This is a genomic window from Mesorhizobium sp. M0159 (genome assembly GCF_040322295.1).
Classification (GTDB): domain Bacteria; phylum Pseudomonadota; class Alphaproteobacteria; order Rhizobiales; family Rhizobiaceae; genus Mesorhizobium.
Genome location: NZ_JAMYTF010000070.1, coordinates 1 through 21,209, shown reverse-complemented (window position 1 = coordinate 21,209; position 21,209 = coordinate 1). Strand labels below are relative to the sequence as shown.

Below are 21,209 nucleotides of genomic sequence, written 5' to 3'. Positions count from 1 at the left end.
TCGCCATGGAAGAGAAGCTGCGCTTCGCCATCCGTGAAGGCGGCCGCACCGTCGGTGCCGGCATCGTCGTCACCATCAAAGAGTAATTTGGACTTAAACCGATCTGTCGCGGGCGCTGCCCGCGCCGCGCCAGAACAAGGAAGTGACGCATGAACGGACAGAATATCCGCATCCGCCTGAAGGCGTTTGATCACCGGGTGCTCGACGCCTCGACACGGGAAATCGTGTCGACCGCCAAGCGCACCGGCGCCAACGTCCGCGGCCCCATTCCGCTGCCGACGCGGATCGAAAAGTTCACGGTCAACCGGTCGCCTCACGTCGACAAGAAGAGCCGCGAGCAGTTCGAGATGCGCACGCACAAGCGTCTGCTCGACATCGTCGACCCGACCCCGCAGACGGTCGATGCTTTGATGAAGCTCGACCTGGCCGCCGGTGTCGACGTCGAGATCAAGCTCTAAGGAACCAGAGGTCAGCGGGGCGACCCGCAACTCTGAAGGAACAAGAGGCGTGGAGGGGCGACAGCCCCGACAGGGAACTCTAAAGGAATTGAACCGATGCGTTCAGGTGTGATTGCAAAGAAGGTGGGAATGACCCGCATCTACAACGATGCCGGGGAACATGTTCCCGTCACTGTTCTCCAGATGGAGAACTGCCAGGTCGTGGCGCAGCGCACGCAGGAGAAGAACGGCTATACCGCCGTCCAGCTCGGCGTTGGCCTTGCCAAGGTGAAGAACACGTCGAAGGCGATGCGCGGCCATTTCGCGACCGCTTCCGTCGAGCCCAAGGCCAAGGTTGCCGAGTTCCGCGTCTCCGCCGACAACATGATCGATGTTGGCGCCGAGATCACCGTCGAGCACTTCGTCGTCGGCCAGAAGGTCGATGTGACGGGAACCACGATCGGCAAGGGTTTCCAGGGCGTCATCAAGCGGCACCACATGGGTGGCGGCCGCGCGACGCACGGCAACTCGGTGTCGCACCGTACACACGGCTCGACCGGCCAGCGCCAGGATCCGGGCAAGGTGTTCAAGGGCAAGCATATGGCCGGCCACATGGGCGACACCCGCGTCACCACGCAGAATGTCGAGGTCGTCTCGACCGACGCCGATCGCGGCCTGATCCTGATCCGCGGTGCGGTCCCGGGTTCGAAGGGTGCATGGATCCTGGTCCGCGACGCGGCCAAGGTGGCGCTTCCGGCCAATGCGCCGAAGCCCGCCGCGATCCGCGCCGTTGCGACTGACGGTGCCGCCACGAACGAGGCGCCGGCCACAGAGGGAGCGGAATAATGGACCTCAAGATTACAACGCTTGGCGGCAAGGACGCCGGCAAGCTGAAGCTCTCCGAAGAGATTTTCGGCCTCGATCCGCGCGAGGACATCCTGCAGCGCGTCGTGCGCTGGCAGCTTGCCAAGAAGCAGCAGGGCACCCACAAGGCCAAGGGTCGCGCGGAAATCGCCCGCACCGGCGCCAAGATGTACAAGCAGAAGGGTACCGGCCGCGCCCGTCACCATTCGGCTCGCGCTCCGCAGTTCCGCGGCGGCGGCAAGGCCCATGGCCCGGTCGTTCGCAGCCACGAGCACGATCTGCCGAAGAAGGTGCGTGCACTCGGCCTCAAGCATGCGCTTTCGGCCAAGGCCAAGAGCGCGTCGATCATCATCATCGACGAGCTGAAGCTGACCGAGGCCAAGACCAAGGCGCTGATCGCGAATTTCGCGACGCTGGGCCTGAGCAACGCCCTGGTGATCGGCGGCGCCGAGCTTGACAAGAATTTCAAGCTGGCGGCGACCAACATCCCGAACATCGACGTGCTGCCCATCCAGGGCATCAACGTCTACGACATTCTGCGCCGCGGCACGCTGGTCCTTTCCAAGGCCGCCGTCGAGGCTCTCGAGGAGCGCTTCAAATGACCGACCTTCGTCATTACGACGTGATCGTCTCGCCGGCGATCACCGAAAAGTCGACCATGGCTTCCGAGCAGAACCAGGTCGTCTTCAATGTCGCCAAGAAGGCGTCGAAGCCGGAAATCAAGGCCGCCGTCGAAGCGCTGTTCGGCGTCAAGGTGATGGCCGTGAACACGCTTGTCCGCAAGGGCAAGATCAAGCGCTTCCGCGGCACGATCGGCCGCCAGAGCGACGTCAAGAAGGCGGTTGTGACGCTGGCCGAAGGCCAGTCGATCGACGTCGCGACGGGTCTCTGAGCAAGGTCGCGAGGACAGAACAATGGCACTGAAAAAATTCAACCCGGTAACGCCGAGCACCCGTCAGCTGGTCATCGTCGACCGCTCGGGCCTCTACAAGGGCAAGCCCGTCAAGGGCCTGACCGAAGGCCTGACCAAGTCGGGCGGCCGCAACAATTACGGCCGCATCACGGCCCGCTTCATCGGCGGCGGTCACAAGCGCACCTACCGTATCATCGACTTCAAGCGCCGCAAGTTCGACGTCGTCGGCACGGTCGAGCGTATCGAGTACGATCCGAACCGCACCGCCTTCATCGCGCTGATCAAGTATGACGATGGCGAGCTGTCCTACATCATCGCCCCGCAGCGTCTGGCTCCCGGCGACAAGATCGTGGCCGGTGAATCGGTCGACGTGAAGCCGGGCAACGCGATGCCGCTGGCTTCGATGCCGGTCGGCACGATCGTCCACAATATCGAGCTGAAGCCCGGCAAGGGCGCTCAGGTCGCCCGTTCGGCCGGCGGTTATGGCCAGCTCGTCGGCCGCGACCAGGGCATGGCGATCCTGCGCCTCAATTCGGGCGAGCAGCGTGTCGTCCACGGCTCCTGCATGGCCACTGTCGGCGCCGTGTCTAACCCGGACCACGGCAACATCAATGACGGCAAGGCAGGCCGCACCGTGTGGCGCGGCAAACGTCCGCACAATCGCGGCGTGACCATGAACCCGGTCGACCATCCACATGGCGGCGGCGAAGGCCGCACCTCGGGTGGCCGCCATCCGGTTTCGCCCTGGGGCAAGCCGACCAAGGGCAAGAAGACGCGGTCCAACAAGGCGACCGACAAGTTCATCCTGCGCTCGCGCCATCAGCGCAAGAGCTAAGAAGAGGTAACGCCAAGTGACTCGTTCGATTTGGAAAGGCCCCTTCATCGACGGCTACCTTCTGAAGAAGGTGGACAAGGTTCGTGAAGGTGGTCGCAATGAGGTGATCAAGATGTGGAGCCGTCGCTCCACCATCCTGCCGCAGTTCGTCGGCTTCACCTTCGGTGTCTACAACGGCCAGAAGCACGTTCCCGTCTCGGTGAACGAGGACATGGTCGGTCACAAGTTCGGTGAATTCGCTCCGACCCGGACCTATTACGGTCACGGCGCGGATAAGAAGGCGAAGAGGAAATAATCATGGGCAAGGCCAAAGCTCCGCGCAGGCTTGCTGACAACGAAGCGCGCGCCGTGTTGCGCACGATCCGTATCAGCCCGCAGAAGCTGAACCTGGTTGCCGCGTTGATCCGCGGCAAGAAGGTCGCGACAGCGCTTTCCGACCTCGAATTCTCGGCCAAGCGGATTTCCGGCACGGTCAAGAAGACGCTGGAATCGGCGATCGCCAACGCGGAAAACAACCACGACCTCGACGTCGATGCGCTGATCGTGGCGGAAGCCTATGTCGGCAAGTCGATCGTCATGAAGCGGTTCCATGCCCGTGGCCGTGGTCGCGCCAGCCGTATCGAGAAGCCGTTCTCGCACCTCACGATCGTCGTTCGTGAAGTCGAAGAAAAAGGGGAGGCCGCATAATGGGCCAGAAAGTCAATCCGATCGGTCTGCGTCTCGGCATCAACCGCACCTGGGATTCGCGCTGGTTCGCGAACACCGGCGAGTACGGCAAACTGCTGCACGAGGACATCAAGATCCGCAAATATCTTGAGAAGGAACTCAAGCAGGCTGCGATCTCGAAGGTCGTGATCGAGCGTCCGCACAAGAAGTGCCGCGTCACCATCCATGCGGCGCGTCCGGGCCTGATCATCGGCAAGAAGGGCGCCGACATCGAGAAGCTTCGCAAGAAGCTGATGGAGATGACCAAGTCCGAGACGCATCTGAACATCGTCGAAGTGCGCAAGCCGGAGATCGACGCGACCTTGGTCGCCCAGTCGATCGCCCAGCAGCTCGAGCGCCGCATCGCGTTCCGCCGCGCCATGAAGCGTGCCGTGCAGTCGGCGATGCGCCTCGGTGCCGAAGGCATCCGCATCAACTGCGCCGGCCGTCTCGGCGGCGCCGAGATCGCGCGCATGGAATGGTATCGTGAAGGCCGCGTGCCGCTGCATACGCTGCGTGCCGACGTCGACTACGGCACGGCCGAGGCGAATACGGCCTACGGCATCTGCGGCGTCAAGGTCTGGGTGTTCAAGGGCGAGATCCTCGAGCACGACCCGATGGCTTCGGAGCGCCGCGCCACCGAGGGCGATCATGCGCATGGCGGTGGTGGTGAGCGCGAACGCGGTCGCCGTCGCGAAAACGCGTAAGACATTTAGGAATTTGGAGTTAGAACGATGCTGCAGCCAAAGCGCACAAAGTTCCGCAAGCAGTTCAAGGGCCGCATCCACGGTACCGCCAAGGGCGGCACCAACCTGGATTTCGGTGGTTTCGGGCTGAAGGCGCTTGAGCCGAACCGCGTCACCGCGCGTGAGATCGAGGCGGCTCGCCGCGCGATCACCCGCGAGATGAAGCGTGCCGGCCGCGTGTGGATCCGTATCTTCCCGGACGTGCCGGTGACGTCGAAGCCGACCGAAGTCCGTATGGGTAAGGGCAAGGGCGCGGTCGACTACTGGGCGGCACGCGTCAAGCCGGGCCGCATCATGTTCGAGATCGACGGCGTCAACGAGGAAACCGCCCGTGAGGCGCTGCGTCTCGGCGCGGCCAAGCTCTCGGTCAGGACGCGCTTCGTACAGCGCATCGCAGAATAAGGACGGGCTGATCATGAAAGCCGAAGACATCCGGACCAAGACCCAGGACCAGCTGACCGACGACCTGGCCAGCCTGAAGAAGGAGCAGTTCAACCTGCGCTTCCAGAAGGCCACCGGCCAGCTTGAGAAGACCGCCCGCGTGAGGCAGGTCCGCAAGGACATTGCGCGTATCAAGACCATCGCTGCGGAAAAGTCCGCGGCCAAGAAGGCTTAAGGACGAAAACCATGCCAAAGCGCATTCTGCAGGGCACCGTCGTCAGCGACAAGAACGAGAAGACGGTTGTCGTCAAGGTCGAACGGCGCTTCACGCATCCCGTGATGAAGAAGACCGTGCGCATGACCAAGAAGTACAAGGCGCACGACGAGAACAACGCCCACAAGGTCGGCGATCAGGTGTTCATCCAGGAATCGAAGCCGATTTCCAAGGACAAGCGCTGGGTCGTGGTGTCTTCGGACCAGGCCTGATCAGGGCCAACGAAACGAATTTTGGACAGACCGGGGAGGGGTGAGAGACCCGTCCCGTTAGAAAAGAAGAAGGCGGCCAGTCATGATTCAGATGCAAACAAACCTCGACGTCGCGGATAATTCCGGCGCTCGTCGTGTCATGTGCATCAAGGTGCTGGGCGGCTCGAAGCGGAAATACGCTTCCGTGGGCGACATCATCGTGGTGTCGATCAAGGAAGCCATCCCGCGCGGCCGCGTCAAGAAGGGCGATGTGATGAAGGCGGTCGTGGTTCGCACGGCCAAGGACATCCGCCGCCCGGACGGCAGCGTGATCCGTTTCGACAAGAACGCAGCCGTTCTCGTCGACAACAAGAAAGAGCCGATCGGCACGCGTATCTTCGGACCGGTTCCGCGCGAACTCCGCGCCAAGAACCACATGAAGATCATCTCGCTCGCGCCTGAAGTGCTGTAAGGAGCCGGACCAATGCAAAAGATTAGAAAAGGCGACAAGGTCGTCGTGCTGGCCGGCAAGGACAAAGGCCGTTCGGGCGAAGTCCTTTCGGTACAGCCGAAGGATGACACCGCGCTGGTGCGCGGCGTCAACCTGATCCGTCGTCACCAGAAGCAGTCCCAGTCCCAAGAGGGCGGGATCATCACCAAGGAAGCGCCGATCCAGCTGTCGAACATCGCGCTGGCCGACCCCAAGGATGGCAAGCCGACCCGCGTCGGCTTCATCTTCCAGAAGGACGGCAAGAAGGTGCGCGTCGCCAAGCGCTCGGGAGAAGTCATCAATGGCTAAGGCTCAAACCAAGCAGGCAACTGCCCAGAACACGCCGCGCCTCAAGCAGGTCTACAACGAGACCATCCGCAAGGCGCTGCAGGAGCAGTTCGGCTACGAGAACGAGATGCAGGTTCCGCGCATCGACAAGATCGTGCTGAACATGGGCGTCGGCGAGGCGACTGGCGATTCGAAGAAGCCTTCGATCGCGGCGGAAGACCTTGCGATGATCGCCGGCCAGAAGGCCGTTGTCACCCGCGCTCGCAACTCGATCGCCGGCTTCAAGGTCCGCGAGAAGATGCCGATCGGCGCCAAGGTCACGCTACGCAAGGAACGCATGTACGAGTTCCTCGACCGCCTCGTGAACATCGCACTGCCGCGCGTCCGCGACTTTCGCGGACTTAATCCGAAGAGCTTCGATGGCCGTGGCAACTATGCCATGGGCATCAAGGAACACATCGTGTTTCCGGAGATCAACTACGACAAGGTTGATCAGATCTGGGGCATGGACGTCATCGTTTGTACGACTGCGAAGACGGACGACGAAGCCAGGGCATTGCTCAAGGCCTTCAACTTCCCCTTCCGCCAGTAACGGCAGCGAGAAAAGGAAAATCTGAAATGGCAAAGACCAGCTCAGTCGAGAAGAACAACAGGCGCCGCAAGCTTGCGGACCAGTTCGCTGCCAAGCGCAAGGTGCTCAAGGCGATCATCATGGATCAGTCCAAGCCGATGGAAGAGCGCTTCCGCGCCCAGCTGAAGCTTTCGGCGCTGCCGCGCAACTCGGCCAAGACCCGCATCCGCAACCGCTGCGAAGTCACCGGACGTCCGCGTGCCTATTATCGCAAGCTCAAAGTATCGCGTATCGCGCTTCGTGATCTCGGCAATAACGGCCAGATCCCGGGCCTGGTCAAGTCGAGCTGGTAAGGAGGACATAACATGTCATTGAGCGATCCTCTCGGCGATATGCTGACCCGCATCCGCAACGCGTATGGCCGCAAGAAGTCGAGCGTTTCGACGCCGGCCTCGCGCCTGCGTACCCGCGTCCTCGACGTGCTGAAGGCGGAAGGCTATATCCGCGACTACAGCCAGACCGACTTCGACAACGGCAAGTCCGAAATCGAGATCGAGCTGAAGTATTTCGATGGTGCGCCGGTGGTGCGCGAAATCGCTCGGGTCTCGAAGCCCGGCCGCCGCGTCTACGTTTCGGCCAAATCGATACCGCACGTCGCCAACGGCCTCGGCATCGCCATCCTTTCGACGCCGAAGGGCGTGATGGCCGACCACGAAGCGCGTGAACAGAATGTCGGCGGGGAAATCCTCTGCCAGATCTTCTGATCTGGTATGTGACCCGGTTGGAAACAGGCTTTCGGGATCTAGTCCCGAAAGCCGAGACCTGAAACAAGAGAAGTGACGAGGACAACAAAATGTCTCGTATTGGAAAGAAACCCGTTTCGCTGCCGCAGGGCGTGACCGCGACCGTCAACGGCCAGACCGTGACGGCGAAGGGTCCGAAGGGCGAGCTGAAGTTCGTGGTGAACGACGAAGTGCTGGTCAAGATGGAAGGCAGCGAGATCGCTGTCCAGCCGCGCGACCAGACCAAGACTGCCCGTTCCAAGTGGGGCATGTCACGCACGCAGATCGTCAACATCCTGCAGGGCGTCAAGGCCGGCTTCGAAAAGAAGCTCGAGATCACCGGCGTCGGCTATCGTGCCGCCATGCAAGGCAAGAACCTGCAGCTGGCGCTCGGCTTCAGCCATGACGTCGTCTACGAGACGCCGCAGGGCGTGACGATCTCGGTGCCGAAGCCGACGGAAATCACGGTGACCGGCATCGACAAGCAGCAGGTCGGCCAGGTCGCCGCCGAGATCCGCGAGTATCGTAGCCCCGAGCCCTACAAGGGCAAGGGCGTTCGCTATGCTGGCGAGAAGATCGTCCGCAAGGAAGGCAAGAAGAAGTAATTTTAACGCCGCGGGGAGCGGTCGCGGGAGGCTCGTCCTACCGCATATGGTTGCCCCCGTTTTTGAAGGCAAGGAACTGATATCATGGGCTCGAAAGAATCCACCCAACGCCGCGCCCAGCGCGTCCGCCGCCAGATCAAGAAGGTTGCCGGCGATCGTCCGCGCTTGTCGGTCCATCGCACGTCGAAGAACATCTATGTCCAGGTGATCGACGACGCCAAGGGCCACACCATCGCGGCTGCTTCGACGCTCGAGAAGGAGCTCAAGGGCTCGCTCAAGACCGGCGCCGACACCGCGGCTGCAGCTGCCATCGGAAAGCTGATCGCCGAACGCGCCTCGAAGGCCGGCGTCAAGGAAGTCGTCTTCGACCGCGGCGCCTATATCTACCACGGCCGCGTCAAGGCGCTGGCCGAGGCTGCCCGTGAAGGTGGTCTGAGCTTCTAGAGCATGATCCCGAACCGAAGGTCAGCGCAGCAAAAAGTTGCAGACTTTTCGGATAAGATCATGCGAAGGAAAAAAGAGTGTTCGCCCCCGGCGACCCGCAGAGGTGCCGGATATCATCATCAACCGTGCTTCCGGAAAAAAACAAGGAACAGGATATGGCACAGGAACGTAGGGATGGCGGCCGCGGCCGTGATCGCGAAGAGCGCGACGACGGCATGGTCGACAAGCTCGTCCACATCAACCGTGTCGCCAAAGTCGTCAAGGGCGGCCGGCGCTTCGGCTTTGCGGCACTTGTCGTCGTCGGCGACCAGAAGGGCCGCGTCGGCTTCGGCCACGGCAAGGCGCGCGAAGTGCCGGAGGCGATCCGCAAGGCGACCGAATCGGCCAAGCGCGACATGATCTTCGTGCCGCTGCGCTCAGGCCGCACGCTGCACCACGACGTCGAGGGACGCTGGGGCGCGGGACGCGTTCTGCTGCGCGCCGCCAAGCAAGGTACCGGCATCATCGCCGGCGGCCCGATGCGCGCCGTTTTCGAGACGCTCGGCATGCATGACGTGGTCGCCAAGTCGATGGGTTCTTCGAACCCCTACAACATGGTTCGCGCCACTTTCGACGCGCTGAAGAGCCAGATGCATCCGAAGGATGTGGCTGCCGCGCGCGGCATCAAGTATTCGACCCTTCAGGCCCGCCGCGGCACCGCCGTTGCGGCTGAAGAATAGTCGACGCTGACCAGGGATCTGACCATGGCCAAGAAAGCAACCAAGACCATCACCGTCGAGCAGATCGGTTCGCCGATCCGCCGGCCGAAGGAGCAGCGCGCAACGCTGGTCGGCCTCGGCCTCAACAAGATGCACAAGCAGCGCACGCTGGAGGATACGCCCTCGGTGCGCGGCATGATCGCTGCCGTCCAGCATCTCGTCCGCGTCGTGGACGAGGGCTGAGCCAGAGCGCAGGAGAACCCAGATGAAACTCAATGATCTGCGTGACAAGGACGGCGCGACGCACTCCAAGAAGCGTCTCGGCCGTGGCATCGGTTCCGGTTCGGGCAAGACCGCCGGTCGCGGCGTCAAGGGCCAGAAGGCGCGCTCCGGCGTCGCCGTCAACGGCTTCGAGGGTGGCCAGATGCCGCTCTACCGCCGCCTGCCGAAGCGCGGCTTCAACAATATCTTCGCCAAGAGCTTCACCGTCGTGTCGCTGGCCCGCATCCAGGCGGCGCTCGATGCCAAGAAGCTCGACGCTAAGACAGTTGTAACAGCCGAGGCGCTGGTTGCGGCAGGTGTCATCCGTCGCGTCAAGGACGGCGTGCGCATCCTTTCAGACGGCGACATCAAGGCCAAGCTTGCCTTCGAAGTGGCCGGAGCCTCCAAGGCCGCGATCGAGAAGATCGAAAAGGCCGGCGGCTCGGTGAAGCTGCCTGAGAAGGCAGCCGCCGAGTAACGGCAATTTGAAGCACGGCCGGCAAAGGTGGAATTCGGTTTTGCCTGCGGTCGTGCTTTGATCTGACAGATGTGGCGGCCGCATCAACGCGGCCGCTTGCATGTTTGCAGTCCGGAGCTTATCTCGTGAGCTTCGGTGACACGCGCCGCCTGAGCTGCGGGCATCGAGCGTGACCAAGCGGAGAATCAGGCATGGCTTCGGCTGCTGAACAACTAGCCTCGAATCTGAATTTTTCGGCCTTCGCCAAAGCCGAGGATCTGAAGAAGCGCATCTGGTTCACCATCGGCGCGCTGCTCGTCTACCGCCTTGGCACCTATATCCCGCTGCCCGGCATCAATCCCGACGCTTTCGCCCAGGCCTTCTCGTCGCAGAGCAAGGGCGTGCTCGGCATGTTCAACATGTTCGCCGGCGGCGCCGTGCAGCGCATGGCGATCTTTGCCCTCGGCATCATGCCCTATATCTCGGCCTCCATCATCATGCAGCTGATGACCTCGGTCATTCCGTCGCTGGAAGCGCTGAAGAAGGAAGGCGAGCAGGGCCGCAAGATCATCAACCAGTACACGCGCTACGGCACCGTGCTTCTGGCGCTGGTTCAGGCGTACGGCATTTCGGTCGGGCTTGAGGGCGGCAACGGCATCGTCAACGATCCCGGCATGTTCTTCCGCATCTCTACCGTCGTCACGCTGGTCGGCGGCACCATGTTCCTGATGTGGCTTGGCGAGCAGATCACTGCTCGCGGCATCGGCAACGGCATTTCGCTGATCATCTTCTCCGGCATCGTCGCCGGCCTGCCGCGCGCCATCTCCGGCACGCTGGAGCTTGGCCGCACCGGCGCCTTGTCGACCGGCCTGATCCTGGCGATCATCGTGCTGGCCATCATCGTCATCGCGCTGATCGTCTTCTTCGAGCGCGCCCAGCGCCGCCTGCTGATCCAGTATCCCAAGCGCCAGGTCGGCAATCGCATGTTCCAGGGCGATACCTCGCATCTGCCGCTGAAGCTTAACACCTCCGGCGTCATTCCGCCGATCTTCGCCTCGTCGCTGCTGCTGCTTCCGGCAACGGTTGCCGGCTTCTCGCAGACCACCAATATGCCTGCATGGGCCAGCACCATCCTGGCGGCGCTCGGCCACGGCCAGCCGCTCTATATGGCCTTCTACGCGGCGATGATCGTGTTCTTCGCCTTCTTCTATACGGCGATCGTCTTCAATCCGAAGGACACCGCCGACCAGCTCAAGAAGCATTCGGGCTTCATCCCGGGCTATCGTCCGGGCGAGCGCACTGCGGACTATATTGACTATGTGCTCACCCGCATCACCGTCGTCGGCGCCATTTATCTGGTGCTGGTGTGTCTGCTGCCCGAGTTCCTGATTTCAGCGACTGGCGTACCGTTCTACCTTGGTGGCACTTCGCTCCTGATCGTGGTCAGTGTAACGCTCGATACGGTGGCGCAGATTCAGGGTCACCTGATCGCGCACCAGTATGAGGGCCTGATCAAGAAGTCGAAGCTGCGCGGGGGGAAAAAGGCCAGATGAGGTTGATATTGCTTGGACCGCCGGGGGCGGGCAAGGGGACACAAGCACTAAGACTGGTAGATCGACACGGCATCCCACAGCTTTCCACGGGGGACATGCTGCGTGCTGCTGTCCAGGCTGGCACCGAAGTCGGCAAGCGCGCCAAGGCGGTGATGGACGCTGGCGAACTGGTGTCCGACGCTATCGTCAACGCCATCGTGGCCGAGCGCATCGATCAAGCTGATTGCGCAAACGGCTTCATCCTTGACGGGTACCCGCGAACCCTGGTGCAAGCGGACGCCGTTGAGGAAATGCTGTCGGATCGCGGACTGGAGCTCGATGCTGTCATCGAATTTGTCGTCGATGACAAGGCGCTGGTTGGCCGAATCGTCAAGCGCGCCGAAGACGCCAAGGCCGCAGGCCTGCCGGTGCGCAAGGACGACAGCCCAGCGGTGTTCGAGGAACGCTTGAGGGAATATTACAAGAAAACCTCGCCGCTGATCGGCTACTACTACGCCAAGGGCAAGCTCAGGGGCGTCGATGGCATGGCCGACATCGATGCGGTGACGCAGCAGATCGAGGCGGTGCTCAGGGCGACGACCCGGAAAGTTGGCCAGGCGGCCGGCTAGAGAATCGAACGATTGCGCTTGACTGGAGCGGTCCGCTGGGGTATGGCGGCCCGTCTTCCTATCAGGCATGAGGCTTGCTTGTCCGCAAGGGCAAGGCAGGCCGCTTTGAACTGGAAACTCCCGCAAGGGCCGGCCTCCACCGGACGCGGGGCAACTTCAAGCGCCGGCTCGTCCGGCCTATATGGAGAAGAGAAGAACATGGCTCGTATAGCCGGCGTCAATATTCCGACCAACAAGCGCGTCGTCATCGCGCTTCAATACATTCACGGCATTGGCAAGAAGTTCGCCCAGGAGATCGTCGACAAGGTCGGCATCCCGGCCGAGCGTCGCGTCAACCAGCTGACCGACGCGGAAGTGCTGCAGATCCGCGAGACCATCGACCGCGACTATCAGGTCGAGGGCGATCTGCGCCGCGAAGTGTCGATGAACATCAAGCGACTCATGGACCTCGGCTGCTACCGCGGCCTGCGTCACCGCCGCTCGCTGCCGGTTCGTGGTCAGCGCACGCATACCAATGCGCGCACCCGCAAGGGCCCGGCTAAGTCGATTGCCGGAAAGAAGAAGTAATTTAGGGCAGTAAGGGAGTAGGGCAGTAAGGCAATAGGAACGGCAGACATACTGCCCTACTGCCATATTCCCCTACTGCCTTCTCCCTGGTGGAGCCGCTGGCATTACGGCGGTGTAGAGATCAACTGAAAGGACCATCATGGCCAAGGAAGCCGCTCGTGTTCGCCGTCGCGAACGCAAGAACATCTCGTCGGGCGTTGCCCACGTCAATTCGACCTTCAACAACACGATGATCACCATCACCGACGCGCAGGGTAACTCGATTGCCTGGTCGTCGGCCGGAGCCCAGGGCTTCAAGGGATCGCGCAAATCGACCCCGTTCGCTGCCCAGATGGCCGCAGAAGATGTGGCCAAGAAGGCCCAGGAACACGGCATGCGCATGCTCGAGGTCGAGGTCTGTGGACCCGGCTCCGGTCGTGAATCGGCGCTGCGCGCGCTGCAGGCTGCCGGCTTCACCATTACCTCGATCCGTGATGTGACGCCGATCCCGCACAATGGCTGCCGCCCGCGCAAGAAGCGCCGCGTCTAAAGAATTTACCGAAGGCCGCGCGAGCGCCTCAAGGGCGCTCCTCCACGGCATTCCAGGTCGCCCGCCACGATTGGATGGTGGCGGGACAACGGAAGGAAAGCACTATGATCCAGAAAAATTGGCAAGAACTGATCAAGCCGAACAAGATCGAGTTCTCGTCGAAGAAGAAGACGCTGACCACGCTGGTCGCCGAGCCGCTCGAGCGCGGCTTCGGCCTCACCCTCGGCAACGCGCTGCGCCGCGTGCTTCTGTCTTCGCTGCGTGGCGCGGCTGTAACCGCCGTGCAGATCGACGGCGTTCTGCATGAATTCTCGTCCATCGCCGGCGTCCGCGAGGACGTGACCGACATCGTTTTGAACATCAAGGAAATCGCCATCCGCATGGAAGGCGACGGCCCCAAGCGCATGGTCGTCCGCAAGCAGGGACCGGGCGCGGTTCTCGCCGGCGACATCCAGACGGTCGGCGACGTCGAGATCCTCAATCCCGACCACGTCATCTGCACGCTGGACGAAGGCGCTGAAATCCGCATGGAATTCACCGTCGATACCGGCAAGGGCTATGTCCCGGCCGACCGTAACCGCGCCGAGGACGCGCCGATCGGGCTGATCCCCGTCGACAGCCTGTATTCGCCGGTCAAGAAGGTCTCCTACAAGGTCGAGAACACCCGCGAGGGCCAGGTTCTCGACTATGACAAGCTGACCATGACCATCGAGACCGACGGTTCGATTTCGGGCGAGGACGCGGTGGCCTTCGCCGCTCGCATCCTGCAGGACCAGCTCGGTCTGTTCGTCAATTTCGACGAGCCGCAGAAGGAAGTCGCCGCCGAACAGGTTACCGAGCTTGCCTTCAACCCGGCGCTGCTCAAGAAGGTCGACGAGCTCGAGCTTTCGGTGCGTTCGGCCAACTGCCTGAAGAACGACAACATCGTCTATATCGGCGACCTGATCCAGAAGACCGAAGCCGAGATGCTGCGCACCCCGAACTTCGGCCGCAAGTCGCTGAACGAGATCAAGGAAGTCCTGGCGGCGATGGGCCTGCATCTCGGCATGGAAGTGCCGGACTGGCCGCCGGAAAACATCGAAGACCTCGCCAAGCGTTACGAAGACCAATATTGAGGCTTGAGAGAGCCTCTTGAACCCGCAATGAAGGAGAAGAGCCATGCGCCACGGATTTAAAGGCCGCCGGTTCGCCCGCAGCATAAGCCATCGCAAGTCGATGTTTGCCAACCTTGCCGTGTCGCTTATCGAGCACGAGCAGATCCTCACCACGCTGCCGAAGGCGAAGGATTTGCGTCCGATCGTTGAGAAGCTGGTGACGCTCGGCAAGCGCGGCGACCTACACGCTCGCCGCCAGGTGATTGCCCAGATCGGCAATGAAGGCGTCGTCAAGCGCCTGTTCGATACCATCGCGCCGCGCTACGCCACCCGCAACGGCGGCTATCTGCGCATCATGAAGGCGGGCTTCCGCCACGGTGACAATGCCGCAATGGCCGTCATCGAATTCGTCGACCGCGACACCTCGGCCAAGGGCGCCGGCGACCGTGCCCGCATCGAGGCCGAAGGCACCGAAGAGGAAGCCGCAGCCGCATAAGGCTCGGTTTTCCTGAGAAGTTCAAAAGGGGCCTCCGGGCCCCTTTTTCTGTTTCCGAAGGTACCGGGCGGGCTGGTAGAGGTTTTGTCACCGGTTTTTGCGGCGACTACCCAAAATAATCGGATTTCAGCGGCTTAGCCTTTCATTTTGCACAATCGTCAGGACAATGGCGCCCGACTTGGAGGATTCGGAATGCGCGTTAAACGGCTGTCCATTGTTCTGATCTGCGCCTTGATGGCGTTGGCCGTCGTGCCGGCGGCCAGGCACGCGCTGGCGGAGGAGGCCAAGCCAGATCCCGGTCTGTCCGACGTGCTGACCGATCTGCTGCATGGCGTCGAAGGCGAAAACGCCACTTCAGGCCCCGACAAGCGCGTGCCGTTCGGCCGCGAGGAGGTGCAGCTGTCCTTCGCGCCGCTGGTCAAGCAGACGGCGCCGGCCGTGGTCAATGTCTACGCCTCGCAGACCGCCAAGGTGACGTCGCCCTTCGACGGCGATCCGTTCTTCGAGGAGTTCTTCGGCCGCTCGCAGCCGCGCGCGCAGTCCTCGCTCGGTTCGGGGGTGCTGGTCGATCCGACCGGCGTCGTGGTCACCAATTTCCACGTCGTCAAGGACGCCGACCAGGTCAAGGTCGCGACTGCCGATGGGCGCGAATTCGACAGCAAGGTACTGCTTAAGGACGAGACGCTCGATCTCGCCGTGCTCAAGATTTCTTCCGACAAGCCGTTTCCGGTGATCGCCATCGGCGATTCCGACGCGCTCGAGGTCGGCGACCTGGTGCTGGCGATCGGCAATCCGTTCGGTGTCGGCCAGACCACCACCAGCGGCATTATTTCGGCGGTGGCGCGCAGCCATATCGGCGTCTCCGATTCCAGCTTCTTCATCCAGACCGACGCCGCCATCAACCCCGGCAATTCCGGTGGCGCGCTGGTCAACATGGGAGGGCAGCTGATCGGCATCAACACGGCGATCTATAGCCGTAGCGGCGGCTCGATCGGCATCGGCTTTGCCATCCCTTCGAACATGGTTCGCGCCTTCGCCGACGCGGCCAAGGCCGGGCTCGACTTCTTCGAGCGGCCGTATGCCGGTGCCGAGTTCGAGGCGGTGACGCCGCAGATTGCCGAATCGCTCGGCATCGACAAACCGACCGGTGCGCTGGTTTCTTCGGTCGAAGAGGCGGGACCCGCCGCCAAGGCAGGGCTCAAGCCGGGCGACGTAGTGCTGTCGCTCAACGGCAAGCCGGTCGAGAGCGTCGGGGCGCTGGACTACCGGATGGCGACGCTGTCGATTGGTACGAATGCCAGCTTCGGCGTTCTGAGCAAGGGTCAGCAGGCGACGATGGACATCGCGCTGGAACGGCCGCCTGAGGGCGCCAAAGCTGCGGAACTCACATTGCGCGGCCGCAGCCCGTTTTCCGGTGCCAAGGTTGCTGAACTGTCGCCACGGCTTGCCCAACGGCTCGGTCTGCGCACCGATGTCAAAGGCGTCACCGTGGTCGACATCAACCGCGATTCGCCTGCTGCCGATTTTGGCTTCCAGCCAGGCGACATCGTGCGTGAGGTCAATGGCCTGACGATCGACAAGGCGGCGACCTTGGAACAGGTAGCCCAGCAGGATACGCGCTGGTGGCGCTTTACCGTCGAGCGCGGCGGGCAGATACTGCGCCAAGTGTTGCGTTACTGAGCCCGAACGTCAGCATGATCGGGCTCCAGGCAGAAGAAGTTGCATGGCCGATCTGTTCAGTGTCGATGAACCGGAAAAGACGCCGCCCGGCAGGCCGCTGGCGGACCGTCTGCGCCCGAAGAACCTCGGCGAGGTCGTCGGCCAGGAGCATCTGACCGGATCCGATGGCGCGCTGACGCGGCTGATCGGCTCCGGCTCGCTCGGCTCGATGATCTTCTGGGGCCCGCCCGGCACCGGCAAGACCACGGTCGCACGGCTGCTTGCCGGCGAGACAAGCCTCGCCTTCGAACAGATCTCGGCGGTGTTTTCCGGCGTTGCCGACCTGAAGAAAGTGTTCGAGGCAGCGAAGCTGCGCCGCTCCAACGGCCGCCAGACACTGCTGTTCGTCGACGAGATCCATCGCTTCAACCGCGCCCAGCAGGACAGTTTTCTGCCCGTGATGGAAGACGGCACCGTCGTGCTGGTCGGCGCCACCACGGAGAATCCGTCCTTCGAGCTTAACGCCGCGCTGTTGTCGCGCGCGCGTGTGCTGGTCTTTCACTCACTCGGCGAGGACAGTATCGCCAAGCTGCTGGCGCGGGCCGAGGAGGCAGAGGGCAGGGCGCTGCCGCTCGATGAAGACGCGCGGGCGATGCTCATCCGCATGAGCGACGGCGACGGCCGCGCGGCATTGACGCTCGCCGAAGAAGTCTGGCGCGCAGCGAAATCAAAGGAGGTGTTCGGCGCCGAAGCCCTGCAGCGCATCGTCCAGCGCCGCGCGCCGATCTACGACAAGGGACAGGACGGCCACTACAATTTGATCTCCGCCTTGCACAAATCGGTGCGCGGCTCCGACCCCGACGCGGCACTCTACTATCTCGCCCGCATGTTCGACGCCGGCGAAGATCCACTTTATCTCGGGCGCCGGTTGGTGCGCATGGCGATGGAGGATATTGGGCTGGCCGACCCGCAGGCGCTCGTCGTCGCTAACGCCGCCAAGGACGCCTATGACTATCTGGGCTCGCCCGAGGGCGAACTGGCCTTCGCCGAGGCGACCGTCTATCTCGCCACCGCGCCGAAATCCAATGCAGTTTATACCGCGTTCAAGGCCGCCACACAGGCGGCGAAGGAATTCGGTTCGCTGCTGCCGCCCAAGCATATTCTCAATGCGCCGACCAAGCTGATGAAACAGGAAGATTACGGCGCCGGCTATCGCTACGACCACGACGAGCCCGACGCTTTTTCCGGCCAGGACTATTTTCCGGAGAAGATGGGAAGGCAGACATTCTACGACCCGCCAGAGCGCGGCTTCGAGCGCGATATCAGGAAGCGGCTGGATTATTGGGCGAAGCTGCGCAGCGAGCGGGAAAAGTAGCTGCCGACCGCACAGTGGTGTGATCGCCGTTGTCTGGCGGGATAAAAAACCCTATCAAGATGCGCCTTCGGCTGGCGGACAGGCCAGAAACGTACCGACGATATTCAGAACGGAATCGCGCCTGGCGCGTGGAAAAATGACAAAAAAATCTCGCAAGACCCTTCGGAAGTTCGCCATAGCGATCCCGCTGCTGGCGCTCGGCTTCTATTTCATTCCCATCCTAACGACAATTTTCATTGTCCTCGGCCTGGTCGACGTGTTGCGCAATGACAACAAGAACTGGGCGCTGTTCAGTGGTTATTTCCTCGGCAACGGCATCTTCACCTGGCTGCTTTCGCCCTTCAATCTGCTGGTCGATCTTCTGTGCTACAGAAACCGCGGTGTCTGGAAACTGGACCAGTTTCCTCCGGACTATCAGCGTGAGGTCAACGAGGTTCTGGACGTCTTCAAGGCGCGCAAGGACGAGATCATCGCCGATATCGACGCCAATTTCGGCAGCGGCCGGCGCGGCATGTATGTCTACCAGTGGTACGGCAAGCACAAGATCGACAACGTCGCCGAATTCAACAAGGATTTCAAATATATCAAGACCATCGCCGTGTCGGTGTTCAGGGGCAAGGAATCGACCTCCTGGCATTTCGGACCGCTGCGGCTCAGCCTGCGCATTCTCTACAATCTTCTCCCGGCGAAGGCCGAGGTTTTCGTCGAGTGCAACAACGCCAGGAACTACTGGCACGACAATCCGCTCTATATTTTCGACGACACGCTGCTGCACCGCTCGGTCAACGAATATGATGGGCGCCGCTACTGCGTGTTCATGGACATCATCCGGCCATCGCCATTCCCCGGCCTGATCGCCGCTCTTCTCGCCATCGTTTCGGTCAGCGTCGAGCGCATCAATGCCATGTTCTACAAGAACTGGAAGATGATCGGCTCCAGCAAGCCGAAGAAGGCCGGAGCCGCCTGACACCGTGGTGTGACCGGCGCGAGGGAGCACGATGTATCATCTGTTGCTTGTCTGCCTTGGTGGCGCGATCGGTGCAATGGCCCGCTTCTTCCTGTCCGGCTTCGTCGCCCGCCGGGTCGGCGAGACCTTTCCCTGGGGCACTATGGCCGTCAACGTCTCGGGAGCGTTTGCAATCGGTGTCGTTGCGCATGCGGTGGCGCGCGACGGCATGCCCGCCATCTGGGTCTTTACCGTTACCGGCGGCCTCGGCTGCTACACCACGGTTTCTTCCTTCAGCCTGCAGACGCTGGCGCTGGCGCGCGAGGGCGAATGGCGGCGCGCCGGCGGAAATGTGCTGCTTTCGGTTTTTCTGAGCCTCGGCGGCGTGACGCTGGGCTTTGCTGCGGGAAGTCTTCTGATTGGCGGCGGGGCGCCGTGAGCGGCCCGCGGAAGCTCCGCCACGACGGGACGGACACTGCCGCGGCAGGGCATGCGGCGCGCCTCATTGGCCGTCGCAGAACCAACGAAACGGTTCGGCTCTATGCGACCGTAGCCGCAGGCAGCATGATCGGCGGTGTGTTGCGGGCGCTTGCCTCATCGACGAGCACTGCCCTGTGGGGCGCTGGATTTCCCTTCGGCACGCTCCTCGTCAACATTGTTGGCTCGTTCCTCATCGGCTTCTACGCGACATTGACGGGACCGGATGGTCGCGTCTTCGCCGGTCCGCTGCAACGTCAATTCTTCATGGCCGGCTTCTGCGGCGGCCTGACGACCTTCTCCGCTTTCAGCCTTGAAACACTCACCCTCGCGCAAGGCGGGAGGCTTGTGGCGGCGGGATTCAATATCGCGATCTCCGTGGTGGCCTGGCTTGCCGCCGTCTGGCTTGGCCACATCTTTGCAGTTCGGCTCAACCGGCTGAGAGGGTCCAGGCAATGAAGATACCAACACAGGCGCAATTGCTGCGCATATTTATCGGCGAAAACGACAAGGCAGATGGCCGTCCGCTGTATGAGGTTATCGTGCTGAGGGCCCGCGAAATGCAGATCGCCGGCGCGACCGTCCTGCGCGGCGCGATGGGGTTCGGCCATTCCAGCCGGCTTCACACCACGAAGATCCTCCGCCTATCGGAGGATCTGCCACTCGTCATCGAGATCGTCGATGACGAGGAAAAATTGGCCGCTTTCCTGCCCGTGCTTGAAACAATCATGACAAGTGGTTTGATTACGCTGGAGAAAGTTCAGGTTCTGCAATATGGAACCGACAACGAATAACCGAGTGAGATTGCGGGTACCGGCGAATGCCGTTGATGCCTGCAAAACGGCGATTGGAATCATGGCAGGCGTTGAACAGATCACAGTGGACGCCGGCGAGGCGGGCATGCGGCTCGACCGCTGGTTCAAGAGCCATTTCCCCGGTCTCGGTTTCGGTCATCTGCAGAAGCTGCTGCGTTCCGGCCAGATCCGCGTCGACGGCGGCAGGGTGAAGGCCGATACCCGCGTCGAAGCCGGCCAGACGGTCCGAGTGCCGCCGCTCGAAGTCGACAAGAAAGGTGAAAGCCCGCTCACCGGTCATTCGATCCGCAACCAGGGCGACGCCGACGTTTTGGCAAAGATGCTGATCCATGAGGACCCGAAGGTCTTCGTCTTCAACAAGCCGGCCGGCCTGGCGGTCCAGGGCGGCTCTGGCGTCACCCGCAATGTCGACGACATGCTGGAAGCCTGGCGCAACCAGAAGGGCGAGAAGCCGCGTCTGGTGCACCGGCTCGACCGCGACACGTCGGGTGTGCTGGTTGTCGCCCGTACAAGGCTCGCCGCCATGAAGCTCGCCGAAGCGTTCCGGGCGCGTGAGACGAAGAAAACCTACTGGGCGCTGGTCAAGGGCGTGCCGCCGAAGCGCGAGGACAAGATCTCGACCTGGCTGATCAAGGAACCGACGCCCGACGGCGATCGTGTGCGCATCGCCAAGCATGGCGAAAAGGGCGCCGATCACGCCGTGTCCTATTACCGCATCGTCGAGCAGGCGGCGCAGACCCTGTCCTGGCTGGAAATGGAACCCTATACCGGGCGCACCCACCAGCTTCGCGTCCATGCCGCCCATATCGGTTGCCCGATCATCGGCGACCCCAAATATTTCGAGGCCGACACCAATTGGGATTTTCCAGGCGGCATGCAGAACCGGCTGCATCTGCACGCGCGCCGCATCGTCATCCCGCATCCCGACAAGGGCTTTGTCGACGTCACCGCACCGATGCCGCCGCATATGCGCCAGAGCTGGAACCTGCTCGGTTTCGACGACGCGAGCGCGGAGGACTAGCGGCGGTGGGCGTCGCCACAGATACGCTCGACCGCCGTGACGCGGTCGATCTGGCGGCCGCCGCCATCATGGTCGGGCTGACCTTTTCGTGGGGCCTGAACTACGTTGCCGCCAAGATCTCGTATGC

35 protein-coding genes and 1 pseudogene are annotated in these 21,209 nt (G+C 62.2%); all 36 read left to right on the top strand.

Annotated elements, in window-relative coordinates; all coding sequences use genetic code 11:
* Positions 1-86 (top strand): EF-Tu C-terminal domain-related protein (locus tag NKJ32_RS32475; RefSeq protein WP_455749504.1); only part of this gene is annotated, 86 nt, incomplete at its 5' end.
* 63 nt (positions 87-149) lie between these two features.
* Entirely contained in the window at positions 150-458 is a 309-nt protein-coding gene (gene rpsJ / locus NKJ32_RS32470; protein ID WP_006205468.1) for a 30S ribosomal protein S10, read from the top strand.
* 96 nt (positions 459-554) lie between these two features.
* Positions 555-1,283 carry a 50S ribosomal protein L3 gene (gene rplC, locus NKJ32_RS32465; protein WP_023675141.1) on the top strand — a complete coding sequence of 243 codons (729 nt, stop codon included), beginning with the start codon at positions 555-557 and terminating at the stop codon, positions 1,281-1,283.
* Positions 1,283-1,903: a 50S ribosomal protein L4 gene (rplD, locus tag NKJ32_RS32460; RefSeq protein ID WP_023675140.1), complete on the top strand. Its 621-nt coding sequence runs from the start codon at positions 1,283-1,285 to the stop codon at positions 1,901-1,903. The genes rplC and rplD overlap by 1 nt, the downstream gene beginning before the upstream one ends.
* Entirely contained in the window at positions 1,900-2,193 is a 294-nt protein-coding gene (locus NKJ32_RS32455) for a 50S ribosomal protein L23 (RefSeq protein WP_023675139.1), read from the top strand. Before rplD ends, NKJ32_RS32455 begins: the two co-directional genes overlap by 4 nt.
* 22 nt (positions 2,194-2,215) lie before the next feature.
* Positions 2,216-3,049, top strand: coding sequence for a 50S ribosomal protein L2 (gene rplB, locus NKJ32_RS32450; protein WP_023675138.1), 834 nt, complete (start codon positions 2,216-2,218; stop codon positions 3,047-3,049).
* Between the two features lie 16 nt (positions 3,050-3,065).
* Entirely contained in the window at positions 3,066-3,344 is a 279-nt protein-coding gene (rpsS, locus tag NKJ32_RS32445) for a 30S ribosomal protein S19 (RefSeq protein WP_006205463.1), read from the top strand.
* A gap of 2 nt (positions 3,345-3,346) precedes the next feature.
* A complete protein-coding gene (rplV, locus tag NKJ32_RS32440) occupies positions 3,347-3,736 on the top strand; it encodes a 50S ribosomal protein L22 (RefSeq protein ID WP_006205462.1) in 390 nt (129 codons plus the stop codon).
* The gene (gene rpsC, locus NKJ32_RS32435; RefSeq protein WP_023675137.1) at positions 3,736-4,461 is read left to right on the top strand and encodes a 30S ribosomal protein S3; all 726 of its coding nucleotides are present in this window, start codon (positions 3,736-3,738) and stop codon (positions 4,459-4,461) included. Before rplV ends, rpsC begins: the two co-directional genes overlap by 1 nt.
* 27 nt (positions 4,462-4,488) lie before the next feature.
* Complete coding sequence (gene rplP / locus NKJ32_RS32430; protein ID WP_006205460.1) at positions 4,489-4,902, top strand: 50S ribosomal protein L16; 414 nt, start codon at positions 4,489-4,491, stop codon at positions 4,900-4,902.
* A gap of 13 nt (positions 4,903-4,915) precedes the next feature.
* Complete coding sequence (rpmC, locus tag NKJ32_RS32425) at positions 4,916-5,116, top strand: 50S ribosomal protein L29 (RefSeq protein ID WP_006205459.1); 201 nt, start codon at positions 4,916-4,918, stop codon at positions 5,114-5,116.
* Between the two features lie 11 nt (positions 5,117-5,127).
* Positions 5,128-5,367, top strand: a complete 240-nt coding sequence (gene rpsQ / locus NKJ32_RS32420) for a 30S ribosomal protein S17 (RefSeq protein ID WP_023675136.1) — start codon at positions 5,128-5,130, stop codon at positions 5,365-5,367.
* A gap of 82 nt (positions 5,368-5,449) precedes the next feature.
* Positions 5,450-5,818: a 50S ribosomal protein L14 gene (rplN, locus tag NKJ32_RS32415; protein WP_006205457.1), complete on the top strand. Its 369-nt coding sequence runs from the start codon at positions 5,450-5,452 to the stop codon at positions 5,816-5,818.
* Positions 5,819-5,830: 12 nt separating this feature from the next.
* Positions 5,831-6,145, top strand: coding sequence for a 50S ribosomal protein L24 (gene rplX / locus NKJ32_RS32410; RefSeq protein ID WP_254817150.1), 315 nt, complete (start codon positions 5,831-5,833; stop codon positions 6,143-6,145).
* Complete coding sequence (rplE, locus tag NKJ32_RS32405) at positions 6,138-6,716, top strand: 50S ribosomal protein L5 (protein ID WP_008875670.1); 579 nt, start codon at positions 6,138-6,140, stop codon at positions 6,714-6,716. Before rplX ends, rplE begins: the two co-directional genes overlap by 8 nt.
* A gap of 26 nt (positions 6,717-6,742) precedes the next feature.
* Positions 6,743-7,048 carry a 30S ribosomal protein S14 gene (rpsN, locus tag NKJ32_RS32400; protein ID WP_023675134.1) on the top strand — a complete coding sequence of 102 codons (306 nt, stop codon included), beginning with the start codon at positions 6,743-6,745 and terminating at the stop codon, positions 7,046-7,048.
* A 12-nt stretch (positions 7,049-7,060) separates the two neighbouring features.
* The gene (rpsH, locus tag NKJ32_RS32395; RefSeq protein WP_006205453.1) at positions 7,061-7,459 is read left to right on the top strand and encodes a 30S ribosomal protein S8; all 399 of its coding nucleotides are present in this window, start codon (positions 7,061-7,063) and stop codon (positions 7,457-7,459) included.
* A gap of 89 nt (positions 7,460-7,548) precedes the next feature.
* The gene (gene rplF, locus NKJ32_RS32390) at positions 7,549-8,082 is read left to right on the top strand and encodes a 50S ribosomal protein L6 (protein ID WP_352572482.1); all 534 of its coding nucleotides are present in this window, start codon (positions 7,549-7,551) and stop codon (positions 8,080-8,082) included.
* A gap of 84 nt (positions 8,083-8,166) precedes the next feature.
* Positions 8,167-8,526 (top strand): 50S ribosomal protein L18, encoded by a 360-nt coding sequence (rplR, locus tag NKJ32_RS32385; protein WP_023675132.1) that lies wholly within the window; start codon positions 8,167-8,169, stop codon positions 8,524-8,526.
* Positions 8,527-8,681: 155 nt separating this feature from the next.
* A complete protein-coding gene (rpsE, locus tag NKJ32_RS32380) occupies positions 8,682-9,245 on the top strand; it encodes a 30S ribosomal protein S5 (RefSeq protein WP_006333394.1) in 564 nt (187 codons plus the stop codon).
* 24 nt (positions 9,246-9,269) lie between these two features.
* Entirely contained in the window at positions 9,270-9,467 is a 198-nt protein-coding gene (gene rpmD / locus NKJ32_RS32375) for a 50S ribosomal protein L30 (RefSeq protein ID WP_006205449.1), read from the top strand.
* A 22-nt stretch (positions 9,468-9,489) separates the two neighbouring features.
* Positions 9,490-9,963 carry a 50S ribosomal protein L15 gene (gene rplO, locus NKJ32_RS32370; RefSeq protein ID WP_352572484.1) on the top strand — a complete coding sequence of 158 codons (474 nt, stop codon included), beginning with the start codon at positions 9,490-9,492 and terminating at the stop codon, positions 9,961-9,963.
* A gap of 191 nt (positions 9,964-10,154) precedes the next feature.
* On the top strand, positions 10,155-11,495 hold the full coding sequence (gene secY, locus NKJ32_RS32365; protein ID WP_023675130.1) for a preprotein translocase subunit SecY: 1,341 nt from the start codon (positions 10,155-10,157) through the stop codon (positions 11,493-11,495).
* The gene (locus NKJ32_RS32360) at positions 11,492-12,103 is read left to right on the top strand and encodes an adenylate kinase (protein WP_023675129.1); all 612 of its coding nucleotides are present in this window, start codon (positions 11,492-11,494) and stop codon (positions 12,101-12,103) included. The genes secY and NKJ32_RS32360 overlap by 4 nt, the downstream gene beginning before the upstream one ends.
* 198 nt (positions 12,104-12,301) lie before the next feature.
* Positions 12,302-12,670, top strand: a complete 369-nt coding sequence (gene rpsM / locus NKJ32_RS32355; RefSeq protein ID WP_006205445.1) for a 30S ribosomal protein S13 — start codon at positions 12,302-12,304, stop codon at positions 12,668-12,670.
* A 139-nt stretch (positions 12,671-12,809) separates the two neighbouring features.
* Complete coding sequence (rpsK, locus tag NKJ32_RS32350; RefSeq protein WP_006205444.1) at positions 12,810-13,199, top strand: 30S ribosomal protein S11; 390 nt, start codon at positions 12,810-12,812, stop codon at positions 13,197-13,199.
* A gap of 104 nt (positions 13,200-13,303) precedes the next feature.
* Positions 13,304-14,314: a DNA-directed RNA polymerase subunit alpha gene (locus NKJ32_RS32345; RefSeq protein WP_023675128.1), complete on the top strand. Its 1,011-nt coding sequence runs from the start codon at positions 13,304-13,306 to the stop codon at positions 14,312-14,314.
* Between the two features lie 43 nt (positions 14,315-14,357).
* Positions 14,358-14,789, top strand: a complete 432-nt coding sequence (gene rplQ, locus NKJ32_RS32340; RefSeq protein WP_023675127.1) for a 50S ribosomal protein L17 — start codon at positions 14,358-14,360, stop codon at positions 14,787-14,789.
* Between the two features lie 192 nt (positions 14,790-14,981).
* Positions 14,982-16,469, top strand: coding sequence for a DegQ family serine endoprotease (locus NKJ32_RS32335; RefSeq protein WP_352572488.1), 1,488 nt, complete (start codon positions 14,982-14,984; stop codon positions 16,467-16,469).
* Positions 16,470-16,512: 43 nt separating this feature from the next.
* Positions 16,513-17,823, top strand: a complete 1,311-nt coding sequence (locus NKJ32_RS32330) for a replication-associated recombination protein A (protein WP_352451042.1) — start codon at positions 16,513-16,515, stop codon at positions 17,821-17,823.
* 136 nt (positions 17,824-17,959) lie between these two features.
* Positions 17,960-18,790, top strand: a complete 831-nt coding sequence (locus tag NKJ32_RS32325) for an aspartyl/asparaginyl beta-hydroxylase domain-containing protein (RefSeq protein ID WP_352789734.1) — start codon at positions 17,960-17,962, stop codon at positions 18,788-18,790.
* A 31-nt stretch (positions 18,791-18,821) separates the two neighbouring features.
* Positions 18,822-19,208 carry a fluoride efflux transporter CrcB gene (crcB, locus tag NKJ32_RS32320; RefSeq protein WP_352572491.1) on the top strand — a complete coding sequence of 129 codons (387 nt, stop codon included), beginning with the start codon at positions 18,822-18,824 and terminating at the stop codon, positions 19,206-19,208.
* Positions 19,209-19,333: 125 nt separating this feature from the next.
* The gene (locus NKJ32_RS32315) at positions 19,334-19,705 is read left to right on the top strand and encodes a CrcB family protein (protein ID WP_352458556.1); all 372 of its coding nucleotides are present in this window, start codon (positions 19,334-19,336) and stop codon (positions 19,703-19,705) included.
* Entirely contained in the window at positions 19,702-20,040 is a 339-nt protein-coding gene (locus tag NKJ32_RS32310) for a DUF190 domain-containing protein (protein ID WP_254817158.1), read from the top strand. The genes NKJ32_RS32315 and NKJ32_RS32310 overlap by 4 nt, the downstream gene beginning before the upstream one ends.
* 61 nt (positions 20,041-20,101) lie before the next feature.
* A complete protein-coding gene (locus NKJ32_RS32305) occupies positions 20,102-21,082 on the top strand; it encodes an RluA family pseudouridine synthase (RefSeq protein ID WP_352458558.1) in 981 nt (326 codons plus the stop codon).
* Positions 21,083-21,087: 5 nt separating this feature from the next.
* Positions 21,088-21,209, top strand: a pseudogene (locus tag NKJ32_RS32300) (EamA/RhaT family transporter); the annotation flags it as partial.

Excerpts from the sequence above, each read along its gene's own strand:
- rpsJ (WP_006205468.1), top strand. The coding sequence starts at position 150 with ATGAACGGACAGAATATCCGCATCCGCCTGAAGGCGTTTGATCACCGG.
- rplC (WP_023675141.1), top strand. The coding sequence starts at position 555 with ATGCGTTCAGGTGTGATTGCAAAGAAGGTGGGAATGACCCGCATCTAC.
- rplD (WP_023675140.1), top strand. The coding sequence starts at position 1,283 with ATGGACCTCAAGATTACAACGCTTGGCGGCAAGGACGCCGGCAAGCTG.
- NKJ32_RS32455 (WP_023675139.1), top strand. The coding sequence starts at position 1,900 with ATGACCGACCTTCGTCATTACGACGTGATCGTCTCGCCGGCGATCACC.
- rplB (WP_023675138.1), top strand. The coding sequence starts at position 2,216 with ATGGCACTGAAAAAATTCAACCCGGTAACGCCGAGCACCCGTCAGCTG.
- rplV (WP_006205462.1), top strand. The coding sequence starts at position 3,347 with ATGGGCAAGGCCAAAGCTCCGCGCAGGCTTGCTGACAACGAAGCGCGC.
- rpsC (WP_023675137.1), top strand. The coding sequence starts at position 3,736 with ATGGGCCAGAAAGTCAATCCGATCGGTCTGCGTCTCGGCATCAACCGC.
- rplP (WP_006205460.1), top strand. The coding sequence starts at position 4,489 with ATGCTGCAGCCAAAGCGCACAAAGTTCCGCAAGCAGTTCAAGGGCCGC.
- rpmC (WP_006205459.1), top strand. The coding sequence starts at position 4,916 with ATGAAAGCCGAAGACATCCGGACCAAGACCCAGGACCAGCTGACCGAC.
- rpsQ (WP_023675136.1), top strand. The coding sequence starts at position 5,128 with ATGCCAAAGCGCATTCTGCAGGGCACCGTCGTCAGCGACAAGAACGAG.
- rplN (WP_006205457.1), top strand. The coding sequence starts at position 5,450 with ATGATTCAGATGCAAACAAACCTCGACGTCGCGGATAATTCCGGCGCT.
- rplX (WP_254817150.1), top strand. The coding sequence starts at position 5,831 with ATGCAAAAGATTAGAAAAGGCGACAAGGTCGTCGTGCTGGCCGGCAAG.
- rplE (WP_008875670.1), top strand. The coding sequence starts at position 6,138 with ATGGCTAAGGCTCAAACCAAGCAGGCAACTGCCCAGAACACGCCGCGC.
- rpsN (WP_023675134.1), top strand. The coding sequence starts at position 6,743 with ATGGCAAAGACCAGCTCAGTCGAGAAGAACAACAGGCGCCGCAAGCTT.
- rpsH (WP_006205453.1), top strand. The coding sequence starts at position 7,061 with ATGTCATTGAGCGATCCTCTCGGCGATATGCTGACCCGCATCCGCAAC.
- rplF (WP_352572482.1), top strand. The coding sequence starts at position 7,549 with ATGTCTCGTATTGGAAAGAAACCCGTTTCGCTGCCGCAGGGCGTGACC.
- rplR (WP_023675132.1), top strand. The coding sequence starts at position 8,167 with ATGGGCTCGAAAGAATCCACCCAACGCCGCGCCCAGCGCGTCCGCCGC.
- rpsE (WP_006333394.1), top strand. The coding sequence starts at position 8,682 with ATGGCACAGGAACGTAGGGATGGCGGCCGCGGCCGTGATCGCGAAGAG.
- rpmD (WP_006205449.1), top strand. The coding sequence starts at position 9,270 with ATGGCCAAGAAAGCAACCAAGACCATCACCGTCGAGCAGATCGGTTCG.
- rplO (WP_352572484.1), top strand. The coding sequence starts at position 9,490 with ATGAAACTCAATGATCTGCGTGACAAGGACGGCGCGACGCACTCCAAG.
- secY (WP_023675130.1), top strand. The coding sequence starts at position 10,155 with ATGGCTTCGGCTGCTGAACAACTAGCCTCGAATCTGAATTTTTCGGCC.
- NKJ32_RS32360 (WP_023675129.1), top strand. The coding sequence starts at position 11,492 with ATGAGGTTGATATTGCTTGGACCGCCGGGGGCGGGCAAGGGGACACAA.
- rpsM (WP_006205445.1), top strand. The coding sequence starts at position 12,302 with ATGGCTCGTATAGCCGGCGTCAATATTCCGACCAACAAGCGCGTCGTC.
- rpsK (WP_006205444.1), top strand. The coding sequence starts at position 12,810 with ATGGCCAAGGAAGCCGCTCGTGTTCGCCGTCGCGAACGCAAGAACATC.
- NKJ32_RS32345 (WP_023675128.1), top strand. The coding sequence starts at position 13,304 with ATGATCCAGAAAAATTGGCAAGAACTGATCAAGCCGAACAAGATCGAG.
- rplQ (WP_023675127.1), top strand. The coding sequence starts at position 14,358 with ATGCGCCACGGATTTAAAGGCCGCCGGTTCGCCCGCAGCATAAGCCAT.
- NKJ32_RS32335 (WP_352572488.1), top strand. The coding sequence starts at position 14,982 with ATGCGCGTTAAACGGCTGTCCATTGTTCTGATCTGCGCCTTGATGGCG.
- NKJ32_RS32330 (WP_352451042.1), top strand. The coding sequence starts at position 16,513 with ATGGCCGATCTGTTCAGTGTCGATGAACCGGAAAAGACGCCGCCCGGC.
- NKJ32_RS32325 (WP_352789734.1), top strand. The coding sequence starts at position 17,960 with ATGACAAAAAAATCTCGCAAGACCCTTCGGAAGTTCGCCATAGCGATC.
- crcB (WP_352572491.1), top strand. The coding sequence starts at position 18,822 with ATGTATCATCTGTTGCTTGTCTGCCTTGGTGGCGCGATCGGTGCAATG.
- NKJ32_RS32315 (WP_352458556.1), top strand. The coding sequence starts at position 19,334 with ATGATCGGCGGTGTGTTGCGGGCGCTTGCCTCATCGACGAGCACTGCC.
- NKJ32_RS32310 (WP_254817158.1), top strand. The coding sequence starts at position 19,702 with ATGAAGATACCAACACAGGCGCAATTGCTGCGCATATTTATCGGCGAA.
- NKJ32_RS32305 (WP_352458558.1), top strand. The coding sequence starts at position 20,102 with ATGGCAGGCGTTGAACAGATCACAGTGGACGCCGGCGAGGCGGGCATG.